Origin of the sequence: Mesorhizobium sp. B2-1-8 (assembly GCF_006442545.2) — a bacterium.
In the GTDB taxonomy this organism is placed as follows: Bacteria; Pseudomonadota; Alphaproteobacteria; order Rhizobiales; family Rhizobiaceae; genus Mesorhizobium.
In genome coordinates this window covers 602,628-617,939 of the sequence record NZ_CP083952.1, presented here as the reverse complement: position 1 = coordinate 617,939, position 15,312 = coordinate 602,628, and the positions used below count along the sequence as shown (strand labels likewise).

At 60.3% G+C, this 15,312-nt stretch carries 15 protein-coding genes and 1 pseudogene; 2 read left to right on the top strand and 14 right to left on the bottom strand.

Annotation, left to right across the window (positions count from 1 at the left end):
* Positions 1–23: 23 nt before the first annotated feature.
* On the bottom strand, positions 24–629 hold the full coding sequence (locus FJ970_RS02915; RefSeq protein ID WP_140758761.1) for a VOC family protein: 606 nt from the start codon (positions 627–629) through the stop codon (positions 24–26).
* A gap of 181 nt (positions 630–810) precedes the next feature.
* Here FJ970_RS02915 and FJ970_RS02910 point away from each other — a divergent pair, with 181 nt between their 5' ends.
* Complete coding sequence (locus FJ970_RS02910) at positions 811–1,488, top strand: TetR/AcrR family transcriptional regulator (RefSeq protein ID WP_181178582.1); 678 nt, start codon at positions 811–813, stop codon at positions 1,486–1,488.
* 167 nt (positions 1,489–1,655) lie between these two features.
* On the opposite strand, the gene FJ970_RS02905 is transcribed toward FJ970_RS02910, so the two are convergent.
* The 13 genes from FJ970_RS02905 to FJ970_RS02845 form a co-directional block, all read right to left on the bottom strand.
* On the bottom strand, positions 1,656–2,546 hold the full coding sequence (locus tag FJ970_RS02905) for a LysR family transcriptional regulator (protein WP_140758759.1): 891 nt from the start codon (positions 2,544–2,546) through the stop codon (positions 1,656–1,658).
* 201 nt (positions 2,547–2,747) lie between these two features.
* Positions 2,748–3,641, bottom strand: coding sequence for a haloalkane dehalogenase (locus tag FJ970_RS02900; protein ID WP_140758758.1), 894 nt, complete (start codon positions 3,639–3,641; stop codon positions 2,748–2,750).
* 81 nt (positions 3,642–3,722) lie between these two features.
* Positions 3,723–4,562 carry a pirin family protein gene (locus tag FJ970_RS02895; RefSeq protein WP_140758757.1) on the bottom strand — a complete coding sequence of 280 codons (840 nt, stop codon included), beginning with the start codon at positions 4,560–4,562 and terminating at the stop codon, positions 3,723–3,725.
* 132 nt (positions 4,563–4,694) lie between these two features.
* Positions 4,695–5,654 carry an alpha/beta hydrolase family esterase gene (locus FJ970_RS02890; protein WP_181178580.1) on the bottom strand — a complete coding sequence of 320 codons (960 nt, stop codon included), beginning with the start codon at positions 5,652–5,654 and terminating at the stop codon, positions 4,695–4,697.
* Positions 5,655–5,781: 127 nt separating this feature from the next.
* Positions 5,782–6,384 carry a VOC family protein gene (locus FJ970_RS02885; protein ID WP_140758755.1) on the bottom strand — a complete coding sequence of 201 codons (603 nt, stop codon included), beginning with the start codon at positions 6,382–6,384 and terminating at the stop codon, positions 5,782–5,784.
* A gap of 78 nt (positions 6,385–6,462) precedes the next feature.
* The gene (locus FJ970_RS02880; RefSeq protein ID WP_140758754.1) at positions 6,463–7,308 is read right to left on the bottom strand and encodes a pirin family protein; all 846 of its coding nucleotides are present in this window, start codon (positions 7,306–7,308) and stop codon (positions 6,463–6,465) included.
* A gap of 36 nt (positions 7,309–7,344) precedes the next feature.
* On the bottom strand, positions 7,345–7,953 hold the full coding sequence (locus tag FJ970_RS02875; RefSeq protein ID WP_140758853.1) for an FMN-dependent NADH-azoreductase: 609 nt from the start codon (positions 7,951–7,953) through the stop codon (positions 7,345–7,347).
* 550 nt (positions 7,954–8,503) lie between these two features.
* Positions 8,504–9,682: an ABC transporter permease gene (locus tag FJ970_RS02870; RefSeq protein ID WP_140758753.1), complete on the bottom strand. Its 1,179-nt coding sequence runs from the start codon at positions 9,680–9,682 to the stop codon at positions 8,504–8,506.
* 2 nt (positions 9,683–9,684) lie between these two features.
* A complete protein-coding gene (locus tag FJ970_RS02865; protein WP_140758752.1) occupies positions 9,685–10,830 on the bottom strand; it encodes an ABC transporter permease in 1,146 nt (381 codons plus the stop codon).
* Complete coding sequence (locus FJ970_RS02860; RefSeq protein WP_227792012.1) at positions 10,827–11,537, bottom strand: ABC transporter ATP-binding protein; 711 nt, start codon at positions 11,535–11,537, stop codon at positions 10,827–10,829. The genes FJ970_RS02865 and FJ970_RS02860 overlap by 4 nt, the downstream gene beginning before the upstream one ends.
* Complete coding sequence (locus FJ970_RS02855; RefSeq protein ID WP_265336227.1) at positions 11,534–11,947, bottom strand: efflux RND transporter periplasmic adaptor subunit; 414 nt, start codon at positions 11,945–11,947, stop codon at positions 11,534–11,536. Before FJ970_RS02855 ends, FJ970_RS02860 begins: the two co-directional genes overlap by 4 nt.
* Positions 11,902–12,774, bottom strand: a complete 873-nt coding sequence (locus FJ970_RS02850) for an efflux RND transporter periplasmic adaptor subunit (RefSeq protein WP_181178578.1) — start codon at positions 12,772–12,774, stop codon at positions 11,902–11,904. The genes FJ970_RS02855 and FJ970_RS02850 overlap by 46 nt, the downstream gene beginning before the upstream one ends.
* A gap of 714 nt (positions 12,775–13,488) precedes the next feature.
* Entirely contained in the window at positions 13,489–13,926 is a 438-nt protein-coding gene (locus tag FJ970_RS02845) for a hypothetical protein (RefSeq protein WP_227792011.1), read from the bottom strand.
* A 300-nt stretch (positions 13,927–14,226) separates the two neighbouring features.
* On the opposite strand from FJ970_RS02845, the pseudogene FJ970_RS02840 reads away from it, so the two are divergent.
* Positions 14,227–15,172: pseudogene (locus tag FJ970_RS02840) on the top strand (transposase); the annotation flags it as partial.
* Positions 15,173–15,312: the final 140 nt, after the last annotated feature.

Below are 15,312 nucleotides of genomic sequence, written 5' to 3'. Positions count from 1 at the left end.
TGAACAAATGCGTTGCGCGCGCCTCACGCAAGGCTGCGCGGATCAAAGGGCTTTTCCGGTTTGAATTCGCCGGCGACCGCCCGCTCATGCAGCGCCCAGGGCGATCCGCCGGCCTTGCGCGCCGCGACCATCTTGTCGGGATCGATGTTCATTCGCGTCGGCGGCGCGGTGCGAAGGTGCTCGGCAGCCGTCCAGGGATTGCCGTAGTTGTTGACGTTCAGTTCGATTACATTTCGGTCCGGGTCGTCGTAATAGAACGAAGTCCCCAAGCCATGATCGGCAGCGAAAGTGGGCTCGATGCCGAGGCCTTTCAGCCGAACATAGGTGCCGAGCAGATCGTCGAGGGTTTCGTATTCGAAGGCGACATGCTGGAGCCCGGCCGGCCGGCGGCCGTCGGGCTGGCCAGCACTTGGCGTTTCGAAGAATACGATCCGATGGTCCGACTCGTCGTTGGTGATGAAGGCGAATGCCGAAAACGGCGCGCGGCCGGCCGCTGCGGCCGGCAGCGTCGAACGATGATTGACGGTCATGCCGAGAACCTTCCCGTACCAGTCGATCACGGTGTCGAGATTGCTGGTGGTTAGACCGTAATGCTGAAGTTTTGGGCGGACGATGATTTCGGTATTCATGAGGGCGTACTCCTGTGGGTTGGTATTCTGGAATTAAATGAACGCTGTCGTTCATTTCCAGATAGCGCGGTCGCTTTCGTCCGTCAAGATATCTTTACGAAAACGTTTCGTTCTTTTATGTTTGACAGCGGTTGATTGGAGGGGGAAGGGTGCGGGATCGAACGATGGAACAGGTCTAACAATGCAAAAAACCACCGTGAAACGATCGCAAGGGCGCATGGGGCGCCCCCCCCGGGCACTCGCGGGGGAGGTCGACGACCGCATTCTGGACGCGGCTCGTGATATCTTTCTGGTAAGCGGCCTCGCCGGTGCCAGCATCGACGAGATTGCCCGGCGTGCCCGCGCCGGCAAGCCAACGATATATGCTCGCTACCCGACCAAGGAGGCGCTATTCGCGGCCGTAATCATGCATAATGCCGCCCGTGTTCAAGCCGCCGGCGCGGACGAGCGGCCGACCGGAGGCACGATAAAGGATCGACTCACGAGCGTCGGGACGGCCATTCTTAAGCGCCTGCTTTCCGGAGACACGATCGATTTCATGCGGCTGTCCGCAGCCGAGGCGCAGCGCTTTCCAGAGCTCACAAATGTCGGGCGAACGGTGCGCGAGCGCGCGGCGCAGGCCGCGACTCACGTGTTGCGCGAGATTGCAAGCTCGGATGAGGCAGCCGTATTCCCAGGCCTTGCCCCGGGACGCCTGGAGACGACAACCCACTTCTTTCTGGATTTGGTGGCGTCGCGCTTTCTGCTGCGCGCGCTGCTTGGAGAGCCCCTTGACCGTCTCCGAGCAGATATCGACGTGCACGTAGCCCAGGCCGTCAGCTTCTTTCTATCAGCGTGCCGGAATCCGTCGAACGGTTGAAAATGCATGTCCCGCTGGGGCTTATCGTTCCAGCAGGGGTAAACTGCCCCACTTCCCCAAAGTACGTCGGTCTCCGGGAGGTGTCGGCGGGACATCGCTTAAGGCTTCTCATTGCTTTGGAGGAACTAGGCACTCTCATTGAGGCGCGCAGGTGATTGGGCCCGCGCCTAGGCCGATTCCTTGAGGCGATCGATTAGCCAGCGTCCCGCCGGACCGGGAGGTGTGTCGGTTCGAAAGATGGCCGTCATTGCGATCGATGCACTCACATCCAGTTCTTCGGTGACCAGTTGGACCAGCAAGCCGCTTTCCAGGTCCTTCTTCACCATATGCTCGGGCATGCCGCCCCAGCCAAGCCCGGCGAGCAGGAAGGCGTGTTTGGCTCCGAGATCCGACAGGCGCCAGGTCCGCTGTGACACAACACGAAGGTCTCGCCCCTCGGTCATTTGAGACCGATCCGACAACACCAGCTGCACATGTTCAGCAAGTTCTCGCGATGGAATTGTACCCCGAACGGCTGCTAGCGGATGTGACGGTGCCGCCACCATCACGTATTTGATGGAAAGCAGATGTTCGCTGGTGAGATGGGGGTGGGCGATGGAGAGGGGGCCACGAATGCCAAAGGCGCAGCGTCCTTCGAGAACCGGCTCGAACACCGCGCCCAAACCTTCTACCGCAATTCTAAGTGGCGTGTTTGGGTAGCTTTCTTTGAACGCTGTGACGGCGGTGGTCAGAACAGTGGTCGGAAACATCACATTTACGACAATGCCGAGTTCCGGTTCCAGCCCCCCGGCGAGCACCTTGGCGCGCGCCTTCAGTTGATCCATGCTGGTTGCAACGGCTTGGGCGTCGAGCAGTAAGGATCGGCCGGCGGCGGTGAGTTCCGGGTAACGTCCGATTCGCTCGAACAACTTGACGCCGAGCTGCCCCTCTAAATTCGCCAGGGTCTGGCTGACAACCGATTGGGCCCGGCCAAGGTGGCGACCGGCGGCCGAGAAGCTGCCTTCCGTTGCAGCTGCGATGAAGGTACGGAGCTGATCGATTGATATACCGTCGAGCATCCGTCATCTCCATGTCTTCGTGTTCAAGTGTGTGACACTGGTACATGTAAGGCAAGTGTGCATCAGCCGTGGCCCGAGCAGCTACCAGCAAGCGCAGCCGCAGATCTTCTGGAAGCAGGATGTGTCCTTCCAAGCCCTTGGCGTCGGTCTAAGGTTGAATCTCCCCACCCCGTTGACAGTTCAGTGATTTGGCGGCGCCTACTAGGACGCCTGCCGGACGTCCGTGACGAAGGCCGCAATCGCTCTTCCGATCTCGTCGGCGCTGTCCTCCTGCAGCAACTTTATCCCTTTGACGGTGACCTCGGTCTGGTTGGGCCAACCGCGTACCTCGTCGAGCACGCGACCACGCATTAGGGTGCCCGGTTCCCCGCGAATGAACAGTTTGGGAAGATGACGGCTGCGGGCCATCCATTCCGCGGACGCCGATATCGCATTGGCGGTGCCGACCGGCTCGCCATCAAGCGGCAGGTTGCGCGGGAAGGACAGGGTTGGTCGCCGCCCTTCACCAGGCTCTAGGAATGGTCGCCGATAGTGCTCCATTTCCTCAGGCGTGAGGTCGCGTATTGTTGCGCGGAGCAGTACTTGCTCTATGAAAACGTTCTGCTGCAGAACCATCTCCTCGCCCGCTGGCGAGCGCAAGGCCTTGAAAAAAGGATGAGCTTGCTCCGGAAGATCGGCAAAGCTCATCGGCAGGGCCACTGCCTCCATGTGCACGATTGCCAAGACCCGGCCTGGGTTGAGGCGGGCCCACAAAAAGCCCAGTGCGGCACCCCAGTCATCGAGCACCAGCACGATGCGGTTGCCGAGTTCGAGCGAATCCCAAAGCGCGAACAGATACTCCGCGTGTTCGGCGACGCTGTAGCTGCCTGGTCCCGTATTCACCAGCTTGTCGGAAGCGCCCATCCCGATCAGGTCGCAGGCTACCAGCCGGCCCAGGCCTTCCAAGTGCGGCATGACATTGCGCCACACATACGAGGATGTCGGCTGGCCATGCTGGAAGACGATGGCGTCGCCGGCGCCCTCATCGACATAAGCCATCCGCGTCCCATTGATCTCGCGATATTTCAGCGCCTCGTAAGGTTTGGTTCCGGTCATTTTACACTCCTAGGATTGATGCCGGCCTTCGGTGAAGGAGGATGACAACCGCTTTGGCGGGTTCGTTAAATGCGGCCGAGCTCAGGTCGGTGCCAATCGTCCCATCCCACCGTTGCGGTAGCGCTCATGGGCAGCCTGCACCTCCGCCTGGCTGTTCATAATGAAGGGCCATTCGTAGACGACCGGCTCATCGATTGCAGGAGCGGACAGGATGATGAGCTGCGACGGGTCGGCTGCTTCGAGGACCGCGTCACCGCCGCGTTGCAAAGCAACCGCGTTGCCCGCGGTAACCTTCTCGATTTGATGCCCACCGCGGACCGTGACGGTGCCTGCGCTCACGTAGACGAGGGCGTTGTGACCGGCCGGCAAATGAAAGCTGATCTCTTGCCGCAGACTGACGTCGAGCAAGGTGAACGGTTCCATGGGCTGCAGCGGGGAACTGAGATTGCCGTACGTCCCGGCCACGACCCGCACCTGGTTGCCGCCTTTGTCCTGCCAGATAGGGATCTCATCGGCTTGCAGCCAATTTACCCGAGCTGGTTCCAGCTTGTTCGCCGAGGTGAGATTGACGAAGGCGACGAGGCCATGCACCTCAACGCTTGGCACCGAGGGTAACTCCTCATGCACAATGCCGCGGCAGGATTCCGTCCAGACAACTCCGCCGGGTCCAACCGTCACGTCATTGCCAAGAGTGTCGCGGCTGCGAAGCCCGCCGTGTGAATCCTCAAAAATGTACGTGATGGTCGTGAGGCCGGCATGCGGATGTGGCGTGATTGGACGACCGACGGCACGGGAGTCGAAAACCACGGTAATGGGAGAGACGAGGTTCGCCATTCCGGCAAGTTGGAGCGCGCGGAAATAGTGCCCTGGGGCGCCCGTATGGGCCTGTGCGGGGATGACAGGAGAGATTTTAATCGGCATAGGACGGCTCCTTCGCGTTGAACGGCGAGCTTTGGGAATCTGGCTTCGTATCGCGATGGCGAAATATGCTGGGATAGACCTGGATAACCTGCTTGGTCGTTTCAGCAGCAATCGTCAGAAATGGTGCGGCTTTCAGCGGGGGTGACCCTTGAAAAAATCCCACATGAGTTCGGTCGCGTTGATCTCGAAGGTGACCTTGCCGAGCTTCGGTTGCCGAAGGTAGTTCGCGCTGCCAGGCCACACGTGGCCTCCCGATTTGACCGTGTAGTATTCGAGCGCTGCGCCGGGCCGGCAGTTCTGATAAGTCATCCTCTCGATATCGCCTGATAGCTCATCTACCTCCGGCGATGGTTGGCAGCCACCGATGGCGGCCCATCTGGCTCTCGCCTTTTCCACCCCGTATTTCCAGTACGCCGCGCCTCCATCACTGAAAGGATTGACGGGATCGGCCAGCCCACCGAAAGCAATAATCCGAACCGGCTTGTCTGGGCGACACGTGGCAGGGTCGGGCTCGGGTCCATTCGGGCCGTCTTTGGGAAAACCCGCTCGAATTCCCGCCACGAGACCTACCGCGGCAAGCGCGCCCGGATGGTCACACGCGAATTGGGCGACCATGCGCGCTCCGCCCGAATAGCCGCTAGCAAACACCCTTGATTTGTCGATGCAGAATCTGGCGTCCAAGGCGTTGATCGCGTCCAGAATGTAGCCTTCGTCGTCAGGCCCGTCTGGGCCGGTAACGCCGGGAACGTTCCAACGCCAACCCGAAGGTTGTGCAGCAAGAGCGCCCTGCAGTTCGGCAGCGACAAATCCGTTTGTCTCGGCAGAACGCTCCCACATTCCGCGATCCATCTGTTCGACGCTGTCGCTGGCACTTCCGTGCAAATCGAGCACCAATGGAGCCGTATTGCCGGGCTGGTAACTGGTTGGGACGTAGACGAGCGCCTGGCGCTCTACGCCACCGGACTGAAATTGCAGCAGTTGACGGCCAGCCTGCTGTGGAGCGCCGCAACCCTCGGCCTTGGCCAAACCTGCAACGAACGGAAGACACAGCGTCGCGGTCGCCAGTCCGATAATACCGAAAAGCCTTAGCATCGATCTCTCTCCCTGAGTTGGCAAAGTGTCGCGTGAGCGCCTACCGGCGTAGCGAACGCATTCTGGTGGAGCATTGCGGGTCCGCGTGCCTGCTCCCCCTGAAAGCTGTTCCGCACACGCGAAAACGTCAGTAGCTTTTGCCGAGATCGTAAGGCTCATCCGGCACCAACTCTCCGGCAAAAGCGCGCTCGTGAATCTCCCAAGCCGTTGCCCCGGCCTTGCGCGCCGCGATCAGCTTCTCGGGGTCAATGTAGACGTGCAGCTTTGAAGGCAAATCCTTCAGCTGCTCCGTCACCGCCCACAGGTTGGTGAAGTTGTCGACGTTGAGTTCGATGACGTTTTTGTCCGGGTCTTCGTAATAGATTGCCGTTTGAAACGACTGGTCTGCCGCCCACATCGGCACCATGCCGAGTTTCTTTAGCCGAACGTAAGTACCCAGCAGTTCATCGAGCGTGCCATAGGCGAAAGCAAGGTGCTGAACCCGGGCATGTCGAGATCTCCCGGGATCTACGGTTGCAGACTTCATCTCGAAGAACGACAGCCGATGGTTGATCTCGTCGTTGCTGGCGAACGCAACTGTCGTGAACGGTGCCCGGCCTTCGGGTACTGCCACACGGTTGTTCACTGTCATGCCGAGGACAGTCCGGTACCATTCGAGCATTGCATCCAGATTGGGCGTGGTGATGCCAACGTGCTGCAGCGTTGGATGAGCAATTATGTCCGTGTTCATGATGAATCCTTTGGCGGTTGACTTCGCGCATGCGCGCTCGGGGAATTCGTGGCGTTGACCACGTCCAGTGCTGGAGGTTCACTTGTCGGGTAGCGGCGCGAGATAGCCCATCTCGCCGGCTTGATATCGCGCGGCCGCGGCCTCGATTTGCTCCTTGCTGTTCATGATGAAGGGGCCCCGGGCCAGCATCGGGTCCGATATCGGCGCCCCGGACAGAATCAGGAAATGAGCGGCCTGGAGGCTTTGAAACACCACCGAAGCACCGTCTCCGGCTATCGAGAGTGCATGGCTTTCAGAAATCCGGTGCTGGTTACCATCGTCTCCGACGATGATATCGCCAGAAACGACATAGACGAGGGCAATGTCTCCGGCTGGCAGATCGACTGAGACCTCACGGTTCAGATGGACCTCGAGGAATTGAAACGGTTCGGGAGGAGTGAGGGGAGAAGACACGCCGTCATAGGTGCCAACAACGACACGCACCGCGTCACCGTTGGCGTTCCGCCAGACCGGAATCTGGGAACTTTGCAGAAGCATCATCCTTGGCTCGATCAGCTTGTTCTGCGCGGACAGGTTCACGAAGAGCTGCAATCCGTGCAGTTCGCGCGAACCGGCAGGCACCTCGTGGTGGACAATCCCGCTGCCTGCCTGAGTCCACACGATCCCCCCTGGACCGACGATCATGTCGTTGCCGAGGGAGTCCCGGCTGCGCAATTCACCCGGGGAATCCTCAAAGACATAGGTCACGGCTGAAAAACCAGCATGCGGATGGGGTTCGAAGGGGCGCCCGCGGACACGGAAGTCGTCGAGGACCGTAACGGGCGAGTTGGTTGCCCCAAGCTGCTTGAGATCGACGGCTTTAAGGCGGAATGGATCCTTGCCGCGTTCGCTCGCAGCAATGACAGGCGAAAAGTGAACCGACATGGAACGCTCCTGGAATTGAAGGGCCGATGGAGCCGGCTAGGCCGCCAGTTTCGAGACTTCGTCCTTGGCGGACGAAATCGCCTTCTTGCGCCCGTCAGGGCCGGTCGCCACACCTTCGGCTCTGATGAAAGACAGATCCCGGACGCCGAGGAAACCGAACAAGGCCTGAAGGTAGGTTTCCTGGTGGTCGAACGCGGCTGCGGAGGAACCAGGCCCGAAGAATCCGCCTCGACTCGAGACGATCACCACCTTTTTGGCGCCGGCGAGGCCTTCCGGCCCATTGCTGGTGTAGCGGAAGGTTTTACCCGCGACGGCGAGGCGATCGATCCACGCCTTGAGCTGGGAGGGGATGCCGAAGTTGTACATCGGTGCGCCGACCACGATGATGTCGGCATCCAGGAACTCTTCCATCGCCGTATTTCCCGCGCCGATATCGGCGCTCAAGCTTGCATCGGTTGGAACAGCTCCGTTCATGACAGCAAGGTGCGCGGCTGTAAGATGGTCGATCGGCGCTGAGACAAGATCCCGGTAGGTAACTGCAATCGTCGGATGCTTGGCGGCGAAGGCTGCGACGACATCGGCCGACAGAGATCTGCTGACAGAGCCAGGGCCGAGAATGCTAGAATCGACGTGTAAGAGTTTCATGAGGTGCCTCGATTTTACAGTTTGTGTTTCTTGGGCTGCGCGCCCGTGGCCCAAAGATGCGGCTTGGCAATCCATCTTAAAAGCCTATATGTTTCGATAGATTGTATCGTCTTTGAAGATATATCGGTTCGACTACGGCCGCGGTCTTGCGGCTGCCTTGGGCGCAACGACCTGGATGGCCTCCCAATTCGGCGCTGCAGGCTTCTGCGGACCGACGGCTGCCGACAGCGTGCTGGCGAGCAACTGAGGAAACACTGTGGCCTTCGGGTCCATGTTGAACAGCGTCTGAAACGGGCGGCCTACCCAAGCATACGGCCGCTTGTAATAACGGCTGATGCCAAGCTCCCTTGCGATGTCGGCCAGTGTGGGTCTACGCCCTCCTAAAACGGCCATCCTTCTGAAGCGGCCGAAAACCAGGGAATGTCGCCCGGGCCTTCGATCTCCGTCCGGTGGTTGACTGTCACGCCAACCACCTTCCGGTCCCATTCAATCAGTTTGTTGAGGTTGAAGGTGGTGGGGCCGAAGGCCCCCCGGCAACTCGCCGGGCTCGTCAGAGCGTCCGAAGCGCCTCCACAACCGGAAGCCGGGCGGCCCTCAGGGCGGGGAGCAGCCCGCCGAGAAAGCCGATGGCGAGAGCCCAGCTGACGCCTTGCAGCATCAGTCCTGGCGTCACAGTGAGACGGAAAACCAACTGTGTGAAATTCCCCCCCAGGGCGTTGACGCCATGCCCGTTGAAGAGCAGCCAGGCCGTGATGGCCCCAGTCGCGCCGCCGAGCAGGGAGAGCACCATGGCCTCGGTCATGACGGACGCGACGATCGGCACACCTCCAAAGCCAATGGCTCGTAAGGTAGCAATTTCCCGGCTTCGCGCGCTGACGGCCGAGTACATGGTATTGAGGGATCCGAACACGGCACCGACCGCCATTATGCTGCCTACCACGGTGGCGATCAGCGTCATCATTTTCGTCAAGTTCGCCGAGAGCTTCGCTAGATATTCCGTCTCGCGGTGCACTTCGACCGAAAGCTGCGGATTCGCAGTCAAAGCGGCCTCAAGTTGCGGCAGCGATCCCGGCGACTCAAGCTGGACCGTCACACTCTGGAACAGGGTGTGCTGGTAAGCTTCCAAGGCGGTGTCGGCGTCGGCAAGGATCTCGGATTCATGGGCGTCACCGTCGCTCTCGAACGTACCGACGATGGTCCACTGCTTGTCACGCAGAGTGATCTGGCTGCCGACGTCGAGGCCTATGAACTGGCGTTGGGCGCTCTTGCCCACCACCAGTTCGTGCAGTCCCGGCTTAAACCAGCGGCCTTGAGCAAGCTTGAGCTCCGGCCGCAATGCGAGGCCCTGCGGGCCGACGCCGCGTAGCGTGACGTTGGCGTCGGTGCCGCCGTTCCGCATCGGGCGGGTCAGGATCAGAACGACTTCCGGGGAACCGATTGTAACTCCCGTTGAGCCGCGGCGGATGCCCGGCGCATCTAGAATCATATTGACAGCATCGCGCGACAACGTGCTCGATAGTTCCGTGTCGGACCCGCCGCGCAAGATGATTGCGCGATCCTCGCGGCCGGCATGGGCCATAGTAGAGCTTAGCCCGGTCACCATTGCGAGAACGGAGACGACCACGCCTACGACACCCGCCACCCCGAGGATGATCACCAATGAGCTCCAGAAGCGGCTGGGCAGCGTCTTCAGGTTCAGGATAGTTACAGCAATTGCTTGTCTGAGCATGATCAGCGTCCTCCCAAGGCATCAACGAGATTGAGCCGCGCGACCCGCAGGCCGGGCAGCAAGGTGGTTACCAAGGCCAGAAGGACGGCATAAAACAGCCCAAGCGCCACGACGCCGGCCGGCAAGTGCGCAACGCCCACTACGCCTTCCAAAAGCGGAAATGCCGCCGCTGAACCTGCAAGCCCCAAGGCGGCAGCGATGATGGAGAGAACTAGGCCTTCGGCCACGACCAGGGCGAGGACCGTAAAGTTCGGGAAACCGATAGTCTTCAAGATCGCGAATTCCGGGATTCGCTCCCTCACCGATTGCATCATCGTGTTGCCGGTCAGAAACAGGAGGGCGAAGAAGACCGCCCCGATAATGGCGCTAACGATGAAGTTGATGTCGCCGAGTTGCTTCAGGAACGATTGGGTGAACTCCTTTTCCGTGACGGTCTTCGTCTCGTGGTCGGAGTTGGCGAATAGGTCATCGATCGCCTTGGAAATCGCGCCGGCATGGACGGGATTGTCGATGTGCACGCTGTACCAGCCGATCAGCCCCTTATCAAATCCTCGCGCCTCGTCGAAATAGTCGTTGTTGAAAAACAGCCTCTGTTCCTGTGAGGAATCCTGCGGGTTTTCGAAGATTCCAACGACCTGGAATTCCCAGTCGGACGTGCCGTCCTGCTTGGTCCATATCGTCGACTTGATGGGGATCGTGTCGCCGACCTTCCAATTGTAGGTCTCCGCCAGCTTGCGGCCGATGACTGCCCCGGTGCGCGTCTTTTGCAGCGCCTCGAGCTGAGCTTTCGGCAGGACGATCTCAGGAAAAAGGCCAAAGTAGGTAGCGGTGTCGACCGGGAACGAGAAAATGCTGTTCTTGGTGTCCTGGTAGTAGCCGCCAAACCAGCTCGCGACGGTGATGTCAGTGACGCCCGGCACAGCCGCGATACGTTCGCGGTAAGCGAGCGGCAGCTGATCGGTCATGTTGACCTTGCCCTGGACGATCAGCCGATCGAGGTGCGCTCCCTCCACACCGCGGCTGAAAGTTGCATTGACGCCCTGAAGCATGCCGAAGAGCAGGAAAGCGACAATGATTGAGAGCAACGTGAACAGAGTGCGCAACTTCTTGCGCATCAGGGCTGCCCAGACGAGGGGAAGATACTTCATAGGGCCAACTCCGTCTTGGCCAGCTGGCCCTTGTCGACATGCAGCTGGCGCGTTGCCGTATCCGCTGCCCGCTGGTCGTGCGTGACCATGATGATGGTCTTGCCGCGACGAAAAGTGAGCGCGCGCAGAAGTTCGAGCACCTCGGTGGCGGTGTCGCGGTCGAGGTCACCCGTCGGCTCGTCGCAGACCAGGATCGGAGGATCGGAAACCAGCGCGCGGGCGATCGCCACGCGCTGCTGTTGACCACCGGAGAGCTCCGACGGCTTGTGGCGGGCGCGCTCGGACAAGCCGACAATCTCAAGGGCTGCAGCGACCCTTGCGCGGCGCTCTAGTTTCGCGAGCGGCAGAAGCAGCAGCGGCAGCTCCACATTGGCCTCCGCACTCAGGGCCGGCATGAGGTTGTAGAACTGGAAAATGAACCCGATATAGGCGGACCGCCAACGGGTCAGCTCGCTCCCCGACATTTGGTCAATTCTGTGCCCTGCCACCGTCACGGCGCCAGAGTTCGCGCGGTCTATTCCGGCGATGATGTTCAACAGCGTCGATTTGCCCGACCCAGATGGCCCCATGATGGCAACGAACTCGCCTTCCGGAATGGACAGGTTGAGGTTGTGGAGAACCTCAACAGTTTCCCCGCCGCGTCGGTATGTCTTAGCGACATTGACCAGTGATATTGCTTCAGTCACTTGTAAATCTCCTGATTTCATTGCTCGGTTTTGACTTCGAGTCCATTCGACAACTTGTCGAGATTGCTCACGGCGACATTTTCGCCGGCCGTCACCCCGGACTGCACGATCTGGTTGCCTGCCGCCTGCGGCCCGAGCTTGACGGTCCGCCGCTCGACATGATTGTCGCGCACCACAAAGAGGATATTCTCACCGCCGCTGGACAGGATGGCTTCTGGCGGGACCGCCAGGCCAGACGGCGGTGCCTCCTCGGGTTGAGACTTCGCCTCGGCGAGGAAGGCCACCTTGGCGCCCATTTCCGGCAGGATCCGCAGATCTTTGACGTTGAATCCGACGCGGACCCGCACCGTCGCCTTGGTGCGGTCGGCCGTCGGCACGACCGCGATCACGTGTCCCGGGATCTGCCAGTCCGGATAAGCGTTAAGACTGATTTTGCAGCCCTGGTTCGGACGAACACGATTGATGAAGTTCTCGTTGACGTCGACCTCGACCTCCAGCGATCCATGTCGACGATGGTGGCGACGCCAGTACGCGTGAAGCCGGAGCCTGCCGACATCGGCGAGATGATCTCGCCGGCCTGCGCGGCCTTGACGGTCACGACGCCTGAGAACAGCGCGCTGATTACGGTATCGTCGAGGTTCTGCTGGGCAATAGCTACTGCCGCCTGCGCCACCGCTACTGCCGTTGTGGTGTGATTGTAGGTTGCCTCGGCGGTTTCGAACGCCTCTTGGCTGGTCAGTCCTTTCGCAACCAGGGCCCTGCTACGCTCGAACGCCGGTCGCCCGTCAGTGGCCGCAACAGTGGCCTGATCGAGTGTCGCCTTTGCCTGGTTAAGATCGGCAATGGCGTTGGAATCGTCGAGGTGAGCGATCACTTGTCCGGCTTCGACATGCATGCCTTCATCCACGAGCACGTCCCGTAACCTGCCGGCGACCTTCGGTCCGACCGTTGCCGCCCGGCGGGCAACCACGTAGCCGGTGGCGTTGAGGAGGGCGGTCCCTTCGGCCGCACCGTTCTGTTGGGCGACCAGCTGAGCGGTCGCGACACGGACAGAAGGTGTCTGCTGAAGCAAAGTCGAGACGCCAGGCATTTCCTTGCCAAGAAGGATTGACCATCCCCCAGCCGCCGCAACCGCCAAAGTGGCCGCCCCCAGAGCGATGATGCTCCAGCGGACAGGCTGACGCGGGGGTGTTGGCGGTGTCGGCGCCGCGCGATCGATGCGCAGGGTGTCGAGAAGATTCATTTTGTCGTTGGTCATCGTGCTGACTCCTTCGGATGCCAGGTAGTTGATTTTGTCGGATGGCGGCGCGAAGCGAACTGTCGGTGCTCTCGCGAGCAACGTCGATGCTGTTCCACCAGCCTCCGCACACCTTTGAAAAAGGGGCCGCATGGCTTGGCTGGCCAATCTAATAAGCTGGTGTGCAGCATGCTCTCGGGGCCTTCTCTTGGAGTAGCCAATATAATGAAACTGTGTCGTTTCATTATTGCTTAGCATGCATCCAGAGGGCCGTCAACAAAAATGAACGATACCGTTTCGTTTTTAATTTGCGAGGGCGCGCAAGCAGGCCCACAAGGAGCGCTCTGATGTGCGACTTACCGACGTTAAACGGGCAGAACGAGAGAATTGACAGAGGTGCCGATAGCGCACGGGGCAGAAGGGGGCGGCGACGTTAGTTGAGGCGGCCATGACGCAATCTGGCGCACGAAGGTCGACGAACGTATCCTCCGATTAGCCGCGCAAGCATTGATGGGATTACCGACTCTCGCGCATATCGTTCTGGCGCGCGTCGTCATGCGTGCGCGTCTGGGCGAGCCGCTAAAAAGCTGCGTGCCGAATTAGCCACACACGTTAGCGAAGGCGTCGCTTTTTTCCGGGCAGCCTGCCGCCAACTGTTTGATTGCGATCAACGGGCACCCGCGCAAGATCCGCCCATACGCATCACAAGGTGGGCTCGAAGCGTCAAATATCTTCTCAGGGCCCGATTTCCATGAGCTCGAAACGACAGGCGTCTGTGAACTCCCGTAGAAAATCGTACTGTGAGCCATTCGTGGCATCGCGATCCGGAACTTTCAGGGACGGGCTATGATAGGCCATTGCTATAGTTCCCATGACCCTATCCGCAGCGTCCAGAGTTCGGTCGGAAGCGAACAGCCGCAATTTTCCCAATATGGAGTAAATCTCGAAGAGCGGGACAAATCCCTGGGGTTCGCTGACCACTGCGTCGGCATATCTCCTGGCAGCCTCTTCGATGAACTCCCCAAAAAGCCTCTCCCGTCGCGTGTGCTCCTGCAGGGAGCGCTGGCTTCGACTTTGCGAGGCCTGCGTCAGCCAAGTGGCGGCGATCGAAGCCATGGCCCCAAGTGAGGAGCCTGTCAGAGCAGAGACCGCCGTAATGTAAGTTGGGTTCATTCGTATTAATCTCGCCATCGGTCACTTTTCGATGTGCAGGCATAATGAAACGACGTCGTTTCATTATCGACTAGCACGCGTTCCAGCGAACGTCAAACGGAAAAGTACGACGTCGTTCCTTTTTTGGGCGCCAAGCTACCTGAATGCAGTTTTTGAACACTATCTGGAGCGACGGCACCTTCTTTGTCGGCGAGTTGGCCGCGCGCGAGTCGGACGCGCGGCGCACGCATGGCAACCCGCAAGTTTCTGGTGCGCATCGATGAGCGATGTGAGGCAGTTCAAACGCACGGCGCCGACACGCTGACGGACGCGATCCGAGAAATGAATCCGCTCCGACGGATGAGAACCGATGCAGACCAGGAACGAATGAAACTTCGCCTGCCGACCATCTGCCTGGAAAAGGTGCATGTGCGCGCCGCGCTGTCGGCGCAGCGTGGCAAGCAGGGCGTATCCGCTCGGCAGTGCCCATGCCATGAGTGCCGGGTGGCTCCGCCACGCCAATATCAAGTCGGAAAGCTGTTACCGGACTCGGCTTCTGCTGACCTACCGGCGCAATCTGAAGGCCAAGTTCCTCGACCTGGAGAACGCCAATCCGCCATTCGCTGAAGCCGTTTGGTACCCCGCCTTACCAAAGTCGGACGCTCCGCTTTCGAGCAGGCGGTGCGCGGCGGTGGCCGAAGATCACCCGCTGTCCAGCGAACTGAGAGATGCCATGCTGTCGCGGCGCGGCGGTGTGAAGAAAGTATTGCCGGCTGCACGATCTCGTCGTCAAAATGGTGGCGCGCAGCGAGGAGTGCCGACGATTCATGGCATCCCGGGCGCCGCCCCGATGACAGTGCTTTCCTTCATTACCGCGATCGACGACCCCGTCACGCTTCCGCCGCTCGCGTGATGTGGCGGCTTACTTCGGGCCAGCGTCGCGAAGCTGGCGTTCGAGCACCTCGATCGAGGTTCAGGACGGATATCGAAGGCTGGGGACGCGGATGTGCGGCGTGCGCTGTGAGGCGACGTCGGGCTTAATGACGCGCTTCAAGAGCAGGGACAAGGTCACGAACTGGGGCCAGAACATCGCCGAACGCTCCTGCCACCGCAAGGCTTGCGTGGCGGTGGCGCGCAAGCTGGCGGTGATCATGCACGCTATGTGGAGCGATGGCACGTTTTACGTCGGCGACGCCGCAGCAAGCCAGGTCGACGTCGCGCAGCGCGCGCGCATGGCAAGGCCCGTAAGCTTCTGGGTGCGCATCGATGAGCGGGGAGACGACAGTTCAAACGCATGGCGCCCGTACGATGACGGCCGCCACCTGACACAAGGGATCCGCCCCGGCGGATGAGGACCGATGCAGACCAGGAACGACGGAACGCACGTTATCTTGCCCGCGGCCGCGC